This window comes from Corallococcus sp. CA053C (genome assembly GCF_003611675.1).
Classification (GTDB): Bacteria; Myxococcota; Myxococcia; order Myxococcales; family Myxococcaceae; genus Corallococcus.
In genome coordinates, this window is the sequence record NZ_RAWA01000002.1 from 59,757 (window position 1) to 74,290 (window position 14,534).

Consider the following 14,534-nt stretch of genomic DNA (forward strand, 5'->3'; position numbering starts at 1 on the left):
CTGCCTGCCTCCCACGTCGTCTCAGGGCCTGGGGATTTCCTACCTGCCTCAGGCTTCGGAGGATGACGCCGTTCGCATCCGCGACCTGGACTGAGCGCTCATTGGAAAAGCCCGCGCGCACACGATCCACGAGCACTGCCCACTTGTTCTGGTAGAACGGAGACTCCCCGTTTCCCCCGGAATGGAGTCATCCATGAAGCTTCCCCTGGCCTCGTCCCTGATGGTGCTGTGCTCCGTGTTCTCGCTGGCCTGCGGCACGGACGTGGCGGAGCCCACGCTCGCCGCGCAGGAGCAGTCGCTGCTCTCCATCGGCAAGTCCTGTTCGAGCGACTCCCAGTGTTCGAGCGGCCTGTGCTGGAACACCGCGGACTCGTACCCCACCTACAACCCTTCCTGGGAGAGTGGCAACGCATGCACGGTGGAGTGCACGTCCGGCACGGCGGGTGACACCTATTGCAAGCAGCTGGCGGCGCAGTACGGCGCGCCCTACCCCAGCAGCGCGCGGTGCCTGCACGCTCGCGGCGTCTACGACAACGGGGACGACAGCATCGTGTACATCTGCGACCTGGTCCGCGCCGGCCTCGGGTCGTACTGGTCCGAGTAGCTTTCATCTTCAAGTCGCCCGAGGGGTCCGTGCCGGATGGGCGGGCCCCTCAGCTTTCTGATCATCCCTCGGTTTTCCGAGCACGCGGCGTCGCACTCCAGGGCCGTCTTCCCTGTGACGGAGCGCTGGCATCGCTGTTGCTGTAGCGCCGGGACACCTCATCTCCTCGGGAGCTGTCCCATGCAAGTCCTCCGACTGCGCCACCTCTTCTCGCGCGCCCTGCGCGCCTCGCTCGCCACGCCCCTGGTCCTCGCGGGCTGCGGTCACGGTGGCGCGGACCTGGAGGGCTACACGGCGGTCGAATGCGACAACGGCGCCCCGGCCCTCAGCGACCTGACGATTTCTCCAGCGCCGGACTTCATCCAGCTTCGCTACCGGAATACGTCCGGGAGTGGCGAGGCCTTTACCACGCAGGATGCGTCCTCCTCCGGACAGGCCTGCGCGACGGCCACCGACGTCGCCGCCTGTCAGACGGCCGTGGCGGAGGCCCTGCCCACCGAGGGCTTCAACAAGAACTGCTTGCAGTACTGCTCCGACAACCACCTCGTCACCACGCGCGGTGACGAGGTGAAGACATATTCCACGATGGAGTCCCTCCAGGAACTGCTGGGCACCATCGACACCGAACAGGAGGCCGTGCTCAAGACCTTCGCTTCCGGCTACTGGCTGAGCTGCAGCGACCTGAAGCAGGGCGCGGTGAAGCGGAACTCCGACGGCACCTTCAACGTCATCGGGACCCGGGGCTACGCCTGCGGCAAGGGCACGGAGCTGACGCAGCACGTGGTGCAGGTGTCCGCCTCCGGCGAGGTGCGCGAGTTGGAGCACCACGTGCTGGAGAAGGGCACCAACAACTGCGCCATCGGCCGGCGGCCCGTGGGCCTCCAGGTCGCGGGCGGGTGCGAGAGCACGGATGCGCTCGGGCACTACTTCGCGGAGGCCGCGCACCTGGAGGCGGCGTCCGTCCATGCCTTCCTGCGCTTGCGTGAAGAGCTGGCGCTGCACGGCGCCGACGCGGGCCTCCAGGACGCGGCGCGCAGGAGCGCGATGGACGAGGTGATGCACACCGACGTGACGGGGCGGCTCGCGCGCCGCTTCGGCGCCACGCCCCAGCGTCCGGTCGTGGCCGAGCGTCCCCTGCGCCCGCTCTCCGAGGTGGCCCTGGACAACGCCGTGGAGGGCTGCGTGCGTGAGACGTACGGCGCGCTGGTGGCCCACTACCAGGCCCTGCACGCGCGCGACGCGGAAGTGCGCGAGGCCATGATGAGCATCGCCGAGGACGAGACGCGGCACGCGGGGCTGTCCTGGGACATCGACCAGTGGGCCCGTCCGCGCCTCTCCGCCCCGGAGCGGGAAGCGCTGCGCGAGGCCCAGCGGCAGGCGGTGGCGCTCTTGCGCGCGGAGGTCGCCGTGCCGCTCGACACGGGGCTCGTGACCGAAGCGGGCCTGCCCACGCCCGAGGTCGCCCTGTCCCTGCTCGACACGCTGGAGCAGGAGCTCTGGGCCTGAGCACGAAAGCCCTTCGCTCGCGCTGGCTCTTCCCGCTCGCCCTGTCGCTGGGGGTGAGCGGCTGTGGTCCCGGGCTCGCGGACCTGGACGGCTACACCGCGATTGATTGCACGAAGGACCGCCCCGACATCGACGGCCTGAAGCTCGCCCAGGCGGTGGACTCCTCATCCCCCATAAACACCACCACAAAGCCAACGCAGGACAAAACCTCCACACATAGCGGAAGCCCCTTGAAGATCGCACCCGCTTCTCACCCACATAATCCAGCAGTACACTGGCAAATAAAATCCACAACTGAGTGCACCCAGAACGCATGTCTCTTGAGCACTCTGGGAAGAGAATGCAACCCACTCAAAATAGCACCTGCGAGCACAACTATCGCACCGCGCGACTACCGCTACCCACGAAGCACTCCAGGCATTGCCAACTGGACTTGATTGAAGTCAACACACAAACCAAGCAACGAGCACTAGTTCCGTGCCCACTTGGAATGCCCCTATTATTTACTCAGGGAATGCAATCAGCTAAGCCGGCACCTCGTCAGGCCCTGAAGAGGTCGGACTAAAAACCACATGTACTCCAACGTAGACCTGCATCTAAGCCCCTGACCTATGGCACACTCGCCTTTTAGAGCGCTCTGCCAGTAAACCGCCTTAAAGGTCGCTAGGTTGCCCATGACCGCCATCGCCATTCCGTCCCCACCTCTACGCACCTCTGACTCCAAAGATCATCTGAGGGACGCCATTGATGACGCAAAGTCACATGACCTTGTTTTTGCTATCGTCGGGCATGTCGGTGCAGGAGCTACGCACGTCGCAGGCAGTCTAATTGAAGAGCTAACCTCCGCAGGCTACAAACCGCTCAAAATCAAGGCCAGCACCTTAATCACCGAGACTGCCGACCAGCTTGGCCTTATCCGGAAAGCCTCTCTTTCAGGCCCACGACATGAGCGCACAAAGATCCTCCAGGATGCCGGAGATCAGCTTCGAAAAGACCACGGAGCGAGCATCGTCGCAGCGCTTGCGATCCGCAGAATCCACGATGAGCGCAAACAGCCACGAACCACAAAACAACCTCTAGCATTCGTAATCGACTCTCTCAAACATCCTCGCGAAGTAGAGACACTACGAGAAGTCTACCGCAGCTCTTTCTACCTAATTGGCGTCATCTGCGGTTTCGATGTTCGAGAGAAGCGACTTGTCTTCAAATACAAGGACACAGATTCCGACAATCGCGCGGACATAGCTGCGCGCGACGACGCGGCTCCTAGAACTCCTGGGCAGCCCGACATCGGTCAAAACGTACGCGGGACACTCCAGTACGCTGACTTCTTTGTTAATAATGAAGATCAGGACCCCCGCTCTTTGGCCGGCACGCTATCTCGAACCATCCAAATAATCACAGAACGAGCAGTAATTCGACCGCACGAGGACGAACGCGGAATGTATGCAGCATGGTCATCTGCGCTGCGGTCGTCGTGCATGTCGCGCCAAGTTGGTGCAGCCATCATGAGCAAGACGGGCGAACTCATCGCAACGGGAACCAATGACGTTCCCAAATACGGTGGAGGCCTTTATCAAGACGGAGATCCAGTTGATCACCGGTGCTTCATGGACAAAGGCGACCTAGACCGACCATATTGCCGAAACGACCACTCGAAAATAGATATATACAAGAACATATTCCAACGACTTAAGAGCAACAACCTACTAAGTGACGGTGTCTCGCCAGATGCCGTCAGGCAACAAATAGAGCAAACAGCCGTGCGCGATCTCATTGAGTTCTCCCGCGCGGTCCACGCAGAAATGGATGCCATCCTAAGCGTCGCCAGGCTTGGAAATGCAACCACACAGGGCGCTACTCTTTATTGCACAACTTACCCATGTCACAGTTGCGCACGACACATAGTTGCCAGCGGCATTCGCGAAGTCGTCTACATTGAACCATATGTCAAAAGCAGGGCATCAACTCTTCACTCCGACTCAACGGAGGAAGTAACAAAGCGTTGGTCAGACTCTTCGAAAAAAGTGCACTTTCGGCCTTTCTCTGGTGTCTCACCCCGAAGATTTTCCGTCGCCTTCAAAAAAATTGCAGACCTCAAGGACAGGGATGGCTTCTTAATCTCCCGCCCTTCTTCTCAAACGGTGCATCACGATCCCGTCTTCTCAAAAGACCTGATTGACTTCGAGGCGCATATAGCCGAGCGCGTCGAGGAGATTGAACGAGGGAGGGATAGCCATGGACGTTAAAGGACCCAGAATTCCATCCTTGGCGGTTCTTCAAGGAGAGGGGCACTTACGCCAAGATCACAAGCCGATATTGAGAACGGTCGTCCTAGCACGTCCGGCTCCTCAACAACTTGAATTATTTGGTGAGGCTTTTTCTCTTCCGAAAATAATCAGCGTCGGACTTGATGGGATTGACTTTGACCTCTTCGAAGAAATCATCAAAACAGAAAACATTAAACACATCATTGACATACGACTCTCCCCGTCATTCCTTGGGAGAGGGTTTTCGCTGGAAGTTCTCCGCTCTTTAATCCAAAGGGAGGGTGTAAACTATGAACACGCACCTGTTTTCGCCAACAAGTACGTTGGTGAATCCTGGGATCAAGCCAAAGTCATGCACAAGTATGCAGAGTATATCTGGACCCAAAAGGACGCACTGGCTCAACTTAAAGAGAAAGCATCAGCAGGGCCTCTTCTCCTGCTTGGGCGCGCCACTCATCACTGCGTTTCTGGAAGATCCATTCTTACAAACGCATTAACAGAACTTGGACTTTGGTTTTCACTTCGAGCGATAGACAATTTCGAAGACACCGGGCAAACCCTGCCATGCAAGGACTGGGGCAGTCTCTCGGAGGGAAGTAGGCGCAACGGTTAGTTTGTGAAGAATGCCTGCGAGGCAAGACGAAAATAATCCTTCGCGCCACCCGAGTAGGCGTGCATGAGTGAGCGGCGTCGAGACAGAGCGTAACTTGCGACGCCGTCGGCGATTGATTCTTCGGCGCGTTGTGGCTGAATTTTCGATACAAGCAAAACACTCACAACAACTTGGCGTCAACGCAGCAGGTTGCAGTTACTTGGCCTATTGAGAGTGGCCGTAAAATTCGCCCTAAGCAGCTTCCGTAGCGCCGCATCAATTTCTCTCAGGCTTCAAGTCATAGGGCGCTCCCGTAAGTGCCCTCGGTGAGGTAGCTGCTGCTACCCACAACAAACCATCCGTCGAGGCCGTGCGCACAACCGGACTTTCCCGGTATCCGCCTTGTGAGCCCACACGGGCGTTTGCGACAATCGGGCGGTGAACGCCCGCGCCCGACTCCGCTCCGCTGTCCTGCTGGCCGCCTTCCTCGGGGCCTGCGTGTCCTCGTCTCCGTCGCCGTCCACGGACGCGCCGCAGACGGAGGCAGGCTCTCCCGCGCGGCTGTGGCAGCGCACCGCCGCGACGGGCGACCTCGCGCGCTTCAACCGTGACGGCACCCGCGTCGCCGCGGACGGCGCGCTGGAATTGGACACCTCCGCGAAGGAGGGCACGGATCCGTTCCCCGCGGGCGGCTGGTTGGACGGGGGCACCTTCTACAACGGCGGCACGTTCCGCTTCGGCACCGCCACCTCGGAGGTCCAGTCCGTCCCTGGCGGCTTCGACAGCGTGGTGCCGTCCTTCGACGCGCAGACGCCTCCGGGCACCTGGGTGAAGCTCACCGTCTCCGCGCGCATCGAGGGTTCCTGGACGAAGGACTATGAGCTGGGCGTCTGGGCCTTCAACGCGGCCACCGTCGCGCGCCACAGCGTGGACGGCCAGGGTGACGCGGACGGCGCCGTGCTCACCGACACGCTCAACCTGAAGCGCCGCGCGGACGCCCTGCGCGTCACCGTGTTCCTCTTCTCCGAACGCCCCGACGCCAGCCCCCGCGTCCGAGGGCTCGCCGCCGCCATCACCGACACGCGCATGAAGCCCGCCGCGGACGCCGCCGCGGACCGCACCGCGTGGGGCACCGTGCTGGACGTGCCCGGCTACTCGCAGATGATCTACCCCGACGGCGGCGAGGTCTGGTGCTCCCCCACGTCCACGACCATGCTGCTCGGCTACTGGAGCCGGAAGCTGGGCGTCGCGGAGCTGGAGCACCCCGTGCCCACCGCCGCAGCCCACACCTATGACTGGGTCTACAAGGGCACCGGCAACTGGCCCTTCAACACCGCCTATGCCGCCCACATGGCGAACGGCGCCCTGCACGGACTCGTCGCCCGCTTCGACTCCTTCGCCCCCGTGGAGCGCCTCGTCGCCGCCGGCATCCCCGTGAGCATCAGCATCGCGTACGAGCCTGGAGAGCTCACCGGAGGCGCCGCCCGCCGCACCGACGGCCACCTCATCGTCGTGAAGGGCTTCACCGCCGAGGGCGACGTCGTCGTCAACGATCCTGCTTTCGCCTCCAACGAAACCACCAGCGCGACGTACCGGCGCGCCGAGCTGTGGCGCGCCTGGCAGCACTCCCGGGGCGCCGCGTACGTGCTCTGGCCCGCCGGCACCGCCCTGCCCTCCCCCGGGCTCGAACCGCTGCCGTAAGCCCCGTCGGAAGGAGGACACGCGGCCGACGCAGCGCGGCGCCAGTGTCCACTGGCCGGGGCGTCGGGCCCCTCGTCCCTTGACGTGGGGGCTTTCGTGACGGTGTCAGACCTGTCACTAAGCTTCAGTCCAAGGAAATTAGGCTTGATTTCGAGACGCGGAATGTAAATACCTGCGCCCGAGATTTTGCTGTCCCTCTTCTCCGGCATCCGGACGGGGGACTCAGCCTGGAGGCACGGACATGGAGCAGAAGCCGCTGCGGGACTTCCTGGAGATTCCCTACGACGAGCTGGAGGAGCTCAACCTCCGGGTGAAGGAACAGCGCCTCAAGCGCGAGTCGCCGGACAAGATGCGCGAGGAGCGCCTCAAGTACCTGACCGACGAGAAGCGCATCAAGGCCATCACCGTGTGCTTCACCGACCTGGAAGGTCGGCTGCACATGCTGGACTACGACAAGAAGTTCCTCCTCAAGAGCGCCGACAACCTCACCTTCGACGGCTCCTCCATCCGCGGCTTCTCCGCGCAGGCGGAGAGCGACCTGCGCCTGAACATCGACTGGGGCGCGTTCTACTGGCTGCCCTCCGACATCTTCGGGCCCGGCAAGGTGCTGGCGTTCAGCGAAGTGCTGGAGCGCGACGGCACGCCGTACCACTCGGACATGCGCGGCCAGCTCAAGCGCGCCACGGACGCCCTGTTCCAGAAGGACGGCACCGTGTTCCACGCGGCGCCCGAAATCGAAGGCTTCCTCTTCAAGAGCCGTGACGCCGAGCGCCACTACCACGAGGAAGGCAAGTTCGAGTTCATCTCCATCGGCGGCTACTACCACGCGCTGCCGGGCGACGCGCTGCGCACCTTCATCGACAAGGCCGCCGAAGCCCAGCGCGCCATGGGCTTCCAGAACGAGAAGGACCACCCGGAGGTCGCGCCCAGCCAGTTCGAGATGAACTTCTCGTACAGCGAGGCCATCATCGCCGCGGATCAGATCCAGCTCTACAAGCTGCTCTGCCGTCAGGTGGCCGCGCAGCTGGGCCTCACCGCCAGCTTCCTGCCCAAGCCCGTCACGGGGGTGAATGGCAACGGCATGCACATCAATATGTCGCTGTCCAAGGGCGGCAAGAACCTGTTCCACGACAAGAACGGGCAGGACGGGCTGTCGCCGATGGGGTGGGAGTTCATCGACCGCATCCTCACCAACGCCAACGACATCTGCCTCGTGCTCAACTCCAGCGTGAACTCCTACCGCCGGTTGGATCCGCACTACGAGGCGCCCAACCAGATCAAGGCCTCCGCGAACAACCGCGGCGCCATGGTGCGCATCCCGTTCGGCAACGAGCGCAGCGCGCGCGTCGAGTGCCGTTCGGTGGCGCCGGACGCCAACCCGTACATGGTGCTCTACACGCTGATGAAGACCGGCCTGGAGGGCCCGCAGCCGCAGGAGGACGCGGAGACCAAGCGCAGCCGCACGCGCTTCCTGCCGGACAACATCTACGACGCGATCCGCTTCTTCAAGGGCAGCCAGTTCGTCGCGCAGACGCTGGGTGAGCAGGTGCAGGGCAAGTACGCGGAGCTGAAAGTGGGCTCCGCGGACCGCTGCCCCAAGCAGCTGGGCACCCGCGTGAAGGAAGCGGAGATCCAGTTCCACCACGAGGTGACCAACCAGTACCTCTGGAACCTCTTCTAGAGGCGCCGGTAGCGCGCCTGGAGGACCATGAAGGCGGCGTAGGCCACCAGGCCCGCCGCCACCACCCCCAGGAGCACGTCGCCCGCGGGTTGGCGGGCGACGACGGCCAGGGCCTCTCCCAGGCCCTTGGCCTCACCCGGGTTCGCGTCCACGGCGGAGCGGACCAGGAAGACGCCGATGACGGCGAACACCATGCCGCGCGCGGCGATGCCGAAGCGCGACACCCGCTCCACCCAATGCCGCTGACGTCCCGCGAGCCCGGTGAGCGTGAGCTTCTCCAGGAACTTCCCCTTCCACGCCTTGTGGAACTGCTTCACCGCGAAGCCGAGGATGCCCACGCCCACGAGCGCCACCAGGACGCGGCCGAAGGGCTGCTCCATCAGCGTCGCCGTCCACCCCTGCGTGCCCTTGCTGCGTCCCTGGGACGCGCCCACCACCAGCTTCGCGGCGAAGAGGGCCAGCGACGCGTAGATGGCACCGCTCAGGAAGTACATGGCGCGCGTGGCAATGCCCTTCGCGTCGGAGCCCTTGCCTTCGGTGTCCGCGAACGCCTGGGCGAAGCGCCAGACGACGAAGCCCAGCAGGCCCACCACCAGCACTGACAGGAGCACCATGCCGAAGGGCCCGTGCGCCACGGTCCCCACCGCGCCGTGGCTGTCCGTGGTGCGGCCGCCCTCGCCCGCCGCGAGCTTCAGCGCGAGCACGCCGATGATGGCGTAGACGGCGCCCTTCGCCGCGTAGCCCATCCGTCCCAGCTTCTTCGCCCAGGGGTGGTTCGCGGCCTGCTTCGCCCCATTCGACAGCCGATCCATCCCCGGCCCGTGCATCACGTCCATCGTCGCCATGCGAGCGCTCCTCCCGTCCCCGACTTCGGACCGTTAAGAGGGTGCGCATCCGATGGCCCGGTGGGGTGGAAGGCCCCTGCTCCCGGTCTGGGCTCCGTGCGAGGAGAGGGGGGCTCGGCGGGCTGGCTGCTCAGCGCAGGTTGCGCACGGCCTGCACGACGCGGGGCCACTCCTTCGAGCGCGGGTCGATGAGCTCGAAGTGGCCCGCACCCTTCAGCGGCACAAGGTGCACGGGGTCCTTCTGCTGGACGCCCCGGGCGTGGAAGGCCTCGCTGACCTTGAGGGGCACGGTGTCGTCCTCGGTGCCGTGGAGCAGCACCTGGGGGAGCTTCAGCGGCTGGAGCGCCGCGGGGGATGCGACGGCGTAGCGCTCCGGGACCTGTTCCGGCGTGCCGCCCATGAAGGTCTTCACGATGCCCTTGCCCAGGTCCAGCGCGGCGCCCTGCGCGAGGTCCAGCACGCCGGCCAGGGACACCACGCCCTTCAGCTTGAGGGGGGCGTCACGGTAGAGCGCCTGGCGCGCGGTGAGGCGGTGGCGCGCGGCCAGCCACATGGCGAGGTGGCCTCCGGCCGAGTGGCCCATGGCCACGACGCGGGACAGGTCCAGGCCCAGTGAGGGTGCCGCGTCCACGAGGTGATCCGCCGCGGAGGCGACATCTTCCAGCGTGCCGGGGAAGCCGCCGCCGTCCTGGCCCACGCGCCGGTACTCCACGCTCCAGGTGGCGAAGCCGCGCTTGGCGAGGTCCGCGCAGAGGTGGCCCGCGTGCTCCAGGCCGTACTCCTGGCGCCAGAAGCCGCCGTGGATGAAGAGGACCACCGGGTGCGGGCCCTTGCCCGGGGGCTTGCGCAGCTCGGTGAACTGCTGGGGCGCCTCGCCATAGACGATGCGCGCGTCGGGCGGCGGCTGCGGCGTTTCCAGGACCCACATGGAGCTCATGCGCGCATCTTGGGAACGGGCGGCGCGGCACCGCAAGAGGCGGCGCGTTGGATGCGTGGGGGCCGGGCGCTTCCGGTACGCTGCCCGTCCATCGGGGGTTCCTTCGCGTGCGTGAGACGGACGAGGCAGAGCTGAGGGTGGCCCTCGCCGAGGGCCTGGTCTCACGCGAGGACGCGGAGGCCCTGCGCGCGGAGGCTGCACGGCGTGGCTGCTCGCCGTTGCAGTTGCTGGTGGAGCGCGGGCGGATTTCTTTCGACTCGCTTGTGTCGCTGCGCGAGGAGCTGGGGGTGGCTCCCGAATCGGAGGAGGGCACAGCGACCTCCTCGGCGCCGACGCCGGAACCACGCGAGCCGTTCGCGCAGCGTGAGGCATCGGAGCAACGCGGGGCATCGGAGCAGCGCGGGGCATCGGAGCAGCGCGGGGCATCGGAGCAACGCGGGGCATCGGAGCAGCGCGAGGCAGCGGAACAGCGCCAAGCATTGAAGCAATACGAGCCGTCGGAGCAATGTGACGCCGGGAGCGGCAGCGACCGGGCCGATGCGCCCCACGGCCGCCATGCCTCGTCCCCCCATGATGACGGGCCCGGGCCGCGCTCGCCCGATGACACGCTCACGCCGGGCGGCACGCCGCCACCTGTGGTGGACGGGCCTGCGTTCCCGGTGCCGTACTGGGAGCGCTACCGGCCCGTGCGCTTCCTCGGGCAGGGCGGCATGGGCCGCGTGTTCCTGGCGCAGGACGTGCGATTGCACCGCGACGTGGCACTCAAGTTCGTGCGCGACGAGGACGCGGAGCTGTCTCGCCGCTTCGTCTCCGAGGCGCGCGCGCAGGCCCGCGTGGACCACGAGAACGTCTGCCGCGTGTACGAGGTCGGCGAGGTCCAGGGCCGCGCGTACATCGCCATGCAGTACGTCGCAGGCCAGCCGCTGCATGCCCTGGCCGGCGTGCTCACCGTGGAGCAGAAGGCGCTGGTGCTGCGCGACGCCGCCCTGGGCGTGCATGCCGCCCACCGAGCGGGGCTCGTGCACCGCGACCTCAAGCCCTCCAACATCCTGGTGGAGCGCTCCGCCGACGGCACCCTGCACCCCTACGTCATGGACTTTGGCCTCGCGCGCGACTGGACCGGCAGCGAGGGCTTCACCGCGACGGGCACCGTCCTCGGCACCCCCCAGTACATGGCGCCTGAACAGGCCCGGGGCGAAGTCACGAACCTGGACCGGCGCGCGGACCTCTACAGCCTGGGCGCCACGCTGTACCACCTGCTCACCGGCGAGCCGCCCGTCCCCGGCGCCAACGGCCTGGAGGTCCTCAGCCGCGTCGCCACCCACGAACCCCGCCCGCTCCGTGAGCTCGCGCCCCATGTCCCCGCGGACCTGGAAGCCATCGTCCTCAAGTGTCTGGAGAAGGAGCGCGGGCGCCGCTACGACTCCGCGCGGGCGCTGGCGGATGACCTGGAGCGGTTCCTCGACGGCGAGCGCGTGCTCGCGCGCACGGGCCCGGCGTACCGCGTGCGCAAGTGGGTGGCGCGACACCGGCGTGCGGTCGCGGTGGCCAGCGTCGTAGGGCTCGCAGCCGTGGGCATCGTGGGCCAGGGCGTGCTGGCCCGGCGCGAGGTCTCCCGCCGCGAGGCCCTCACCCGGCGCTTCACCGAAGGCGTGGAGCGCATCGAGGCCCAGGCCCGCTACTCCGGCCAGGCGCCACTGCATGACACGCGGCCGGACCGCGAAGCCCTGAAGACACGCATGCGCGACATCGAGACCGCCATGCGCGAAGCCGGCGCCGTGGCGGAGGGGCCCGGTCGCTACGCACTGGGACGCGGGTTCCTCGCGCTGGGTGACGAAGAGGCCGCGCTCAAGAACCTGGAGGCGGCCTGGGCCGCTGGCAACCACGAGCCCCGCGTGGCGTATGCGCTCGCGCTGGTGCTGGGACACCGCTACCAGCGCGAGCGATTGGAAGCAGACCGCATCCCGGACACCGCCCAGCGCGAGGTGAAGCAGCGCGAGGCCCAGACACACTCGCGCGATCCGGCATTGGCCTTCCTGAAGCAGGGCCAGGGCGCGGAGGTGCCCGCGCCCGAATACGCAGACGCGCTCCGGGCCTTCTACGAGGACCACTTCGAGGACGCGCTGAAGTCGCTGGACGCACTTGGCACGCGGCTGCCGTGGTTCCACGAAGCGGCCCTGCTCCGGGGCGACATCCTGCTCGCCCGCGCCGTGCGCCATGCCCTGGCGAGCGAACGCGACCCGGCCCATGCGGACCTGGAGGCCGGACGTCAGGCCTACGACACGGCGGCCAGCATCGGTCGCAGTGTGCCCGCCGTGTACCGCGCTCGGGCGGAGCTGGAACAGGAGGCCCTGCTGCTGGAGCTCTCCGGCAAGGGCGACGTGCAGCCCGCGTACACGCGAGGACTGGAGGCCGTGTCACGCGCGCTGGTGGCGGCGCCCGATGAAGCGGACAGCTGGGTGCTCGAAGCGCGCCTCCACCGCCGCGTCGCCCAACTGCGCGTCAACAGCGGGGGCGAGGTGGAGCCCCTGCTCCAGCGCACCATCGACGCGGCGAAGGAGGCGCTGCGGCTCGCGCCCGACAAGGTGGAAGCGCGCCACTCGCTGGCGATGGGCTGGTGGCAGTGGGCGCGCTACCGGCAGAACCGGAACGAGGATCCGCGCGAACAGCTCCAGTCCGCCGTGGCTGCCTTTGAATCCATCCCGGCGTCCGCGCGCGACTACGACTTCCACCTGGACCTGGGGCTCGTCTTCAAGGTGTGGGCGGACTCCGAGGACGGACGCGGCGGGGACTCGCTGCCCTTCCGCGCGAAGGCCATCGAGTCCTACCGGCAGGCGCTGGCGCTGGATGCACAGCGGCCGGATGCGTGGATCAACCTGGGCACCGCGTACGTGAACCGCGCGAACCATCCGCGCGCTCCGTCGCCGGCCCCTGACCTGGAAGAAGCCCGGACCGCGCTGGAGCGCGCGAGCACCATCGACCCGGGCCACGTCGTGCCGTGGTTCTACCTGGGCGACGTCCACCGCACGCTCGCCCTGCGCCTGCGCGACCACGGCGGGGACGCGGGGCCGGGGCTCGCCCGCGCGCTGGAGGCCTACCGCAAGGGCGTGGCCATCAACCCGCGCCTGCCCCCGCTCCAGAACGGCGTGGGCACCATCCTGCTCGATCAAGCGCGCGAGGCGTGGGACCGGGGCGATGCGCCGGGGCCGCTGCTGGACGAAGCGGAGCGGGCCTTCACGCAGGCCATCGCCATCGCGCCCACCGTGGGCTTCGCGCACAACAACCTGGGCGAGGTCCGCGCCTGGCGCGCCACGTGGAAGCTGCTGCGCGGCGAGGACCCCACCGCGAGCGCGAAGGAAGCGCAGGCCGCGCTCCAGCAGGCCACCACCCTGCTGCCGGGAGTCGCGCAGCCGTGGGCCAACCTGGGCCAGGTGCACCAGACGCTGGCCGCGTTCGCGCTGAAGCAGGGACGGGATCCGAAGCCGTCCACCGCGCGCGCCACGGAGGCGCTGGAGCGCGCGCTGAAGCTCAACCCGAAGCTCGCGCAGGCGTGGCGATGGCAGGGAGAGACGCAGGCCGTGGAGGCGGCCTCCGACGAGTCCTTCGAGCTCGCGGCACGCTCGTTCCAGAAGGCCCTGGAGCTGGAGCCCGAGAACCTGGAGCAGCGACTGGCCTTCGGCGCCTTCCTCCGCGAGTGGGCCACGTGGAGGGAACACACCGGCCAGGACGCGCGGCCGCGACTCCAGGAGGGCCTGTCCCTCACCGAGGCGCTGCTCACCGCGCGCCCCGGCTGGAGGGATGCGAACGGGCTGCGCGAGGACCTGCGGCGCGCCCTCGCGCGACTGCCGCCGGATTAGTTCCCGCCGCGGCCCGTGACTTCCAGGGTGCCGTTGATGGTCTCCTTCACGCCCTGGGGCTGCGTGCACTTCGTGCAGTCGCCCGTCGCGCACGCCCACAGCTGGTACTGGTTGCTCGCATCACTGGCGAGCAGGGTCCAGGAGGCGCTCTTGCAGGCGGACACCAGCAGCGGTCCTGTCACGCCGCCAGCGAAGATCGAGTAGTCCGACACGCCGATGCACCGGTCCTGATTCACGTAGGACACGAAGGTCACGGTCTGCCCGGGATCCACCGACACGGTCTTGGAGCTGAAGTGGACCTTGCCCTCCGAGTCGGCGGTGATGTCCACCGTCACGCCTCCGTCTCCCGCCGGCGGGCTCGTCGTGCAGGACTGCACCAGGGGGCCGTCGCTCAGCGCGGCCGACGCGGTGTCGGTGGGACGGGACTGCGTGGCGCACGCCAGCACCAGGCCGGTGATGCACAGGGGAAAGAGGACTCGGATTCGCATGGCTTGGTTCTCCAGGGGACCGCGTGATGGCACATCCCCATGGAAGCTACCGC

At 66.6% G+C, this 14,534-nt stretch carries 10 protein-coding genes; 7 read left to right on the forward strand and 3 right to left on the reverse strand.

The window, feature by feature from the left end:
- Positions 1-193: 193 nt before the first annotated feature.
- The 6 genes from D7V97_RS00590 to D7V97_RS00615 all read left to right on the forward strand — a co-directional run bounded on the left by D7V97_RS00590 (position 194) and on the right by D7V97_RS00615 (position 8,354).
- The gene (locus tag D7V97_RS00590) at positions 194-604 is read left to right on the forward strand and encodes a hypothetical protein (protein ID WP_120608634.1); all 411 of its coding nucleotides are present in this window, start codon (positions 194-196) and stop codon (positions 602-604) included.
- Positions 605-784: 180 nt separating this feature from the next.
- Positions 785-2,110 (forward strand): ferritin-like domain-containing protein, encoded by a 1,326-nt coding sequence (locus D7V97_RS00595; RefSeq protein ID WP_120608605.1) that lies wholly within the window; start codon positions 785-787, stop codon positions 2,108-2,110.
- Between the two features lie 674 nt (positions 2,111-2,784).
- Positions 2,785-4,359 carry an anti-phage dCTP deaminase gene (locus D7V97_RS00600; RefSeq protein WP_120608606.1) on the forward strand — a complete coding sequence of 525 codons (1,575 nt, stop codon included), beginning with the start codon at positions 2,785-2,787 and terminating at the stop codon, positions 4,357-4,359.
- Positions 4,349-4,993 (forward strand): DUF488 domain-containing protein, encoded by a 645-nt coding sequence (locus tag D7V97_RS00605; RefSeq protein WP_120608607.1) that lies wholly within the window; start codon positions 4,349-4,351, stop codon positions 4,991-4,993. The genes D7V97_RS00600 and D7V97_RS00605 overlap by 11 nt, the downstream gene beginning before the upstream one ends.
- Before the next feature lie 477 nt (positions 4,994-5,470).
- Positions 5,471-6,673 (forward strand): C39 family peptidase, encoded by a 1,203-nt coding sequence (locus tag D7V97_RS00610; protein WP_233582430.1) that lies wholly within the window; start codon positions 5,471-5,473, stop codon positions 6,671-6,673.
- A gap of 241 nt (positions 6,674-6,914) precedes the next feature.
- Complete coding sequence (locus D7V97_RS00615; protein WP_120608609.1) at positions 6,915-8,354, forward strand: glutamine synthetase family protein; 1,440 nt, start codon at positions 6,915-6,917, stop codon at positions 8,352-8,354.
- Here D7V97_RS00615 and D7V97_RS00620 read toward each other — a convergent pair.
- Both D7V97_RS00620 and D7V97_RS00625 read right to left on the reverse strand, forming a co-directional pair.
- On the reverse strand, positions 8,351-9,199 hold the full coding sequence (locus tag D7V97_RS00620) for a DUF1206 domain-containing protein (protein WP_120608610.1): 849 nt from the start codon (positions 9,197-9,199) through the stop codon (positions 8,351-8,353). The two genes, D7V97_RS00615 and D7V97_RS00620, sit on opposite strands and share 4 nt — an antisense overlap.
- A 130-nt stretch (positions 9,200-9,329) precedes the next feature.
- Positions 9,330-10,136 (reverse strand): S9 family peptidase, encoded by an 807-nt coding sequence (locus D7V97_RS00625; RefSeq protein WP_120608611.1) that lies wholly within the window; start codon positions 10,134-10,136, stop codon positions 9,330-9,332.
- 107 nt (positions 10,137-10,243) lie between these two features.
- On the opposite strand from D7V97_RS00625, the gene D7V97_RS00630 reads away from it, so the two are divergent.
- Positions 10,244-13,993: a serine/threonine-protein kinase gene (locus tag D7V97_RS00630; RefSeq protein WP_233582431.1), complete on the forward strand. Its 3,750-nt coding sequence runs from the start codon at positions 10,244-10,246 to the stop codon at positions 13,991-13,993.
- On the opposite strand, the gene D7V97_RS00635 is transcribed toward D7V97_RS00630, so the two are convergent.
- A complete protein-coding gene (locus tag D7V97_RS00635) occupies positions 13,990-14,481 on the reverse strand; it encodes a hypothetical protein (RefSeq protein ID WP_120608613.1) in 492 nt (163 codons plus the stop codon). The two genes, D7V97_RS00630 and D7V97_RS00635, sit on opposite strands and share 4 nt — an antisense overlap.
- Positions 14,482-14,534 lie beyond the last annotated feature (53 nt).

Coding starts and splice junctions, on each gene's coding strand:
- D7V97_RS00595 (WP_120608605.1), top strand. CDS start 785: ATGCAAGTCCTCCGACTGCGCCACCTCTTCTCGCGCGCCCTGCGCGCC.
- D7V97_RS00590 (WP_120608634.1), top strand. CDS start 194: ATGAAGCTTCCCCTGGCCTCGTCCCTGATGGTGCTGTGCTCCGTGTTC.
- D7V97_RS00620 (WP_120608610.1), bottom strand. CDS start 9,199: ATGGCGACGATGGACGTGATGCACGGGCCGGGGATGGATCGGCTGTCG.
- D7V97_RS00615 (WP_120608609.1), top strand. CDS start 6,915: ATGGAGCAGAAGCCGCTGCGGGACTTCCTGGAGATTCCCTACGACGAG.
- D7V97_RS00635 (WP_120608613.1), bottom strand. CDS start 14,481: ATGCGAATCCGAGTCCTCTTTCCCCTGTGCATCACCGGCCTGGTGCTG.
- D7V97_RS00625 (WP_120608611.1), bottom strand. CDS start 10,136: ATGAGCTCCATGTGGGTCCTGGAAACGCCGCAGCCGCCGCCCGACGCG.
- D7V97_RS00600 (WP_120608606.1), top strand. CDS start 2,785: ATGACCGCCATCGCCATTCCGTCCCCACCTCTACGCACCTCTGACTCC.
- D7V97_RS00605 (WP_120608607.1), top strand. CDS start 4,349: ATGGACGTTAAAGGACCCAGAATTCCATCCTTGGCGGTTCTTCAAGGA.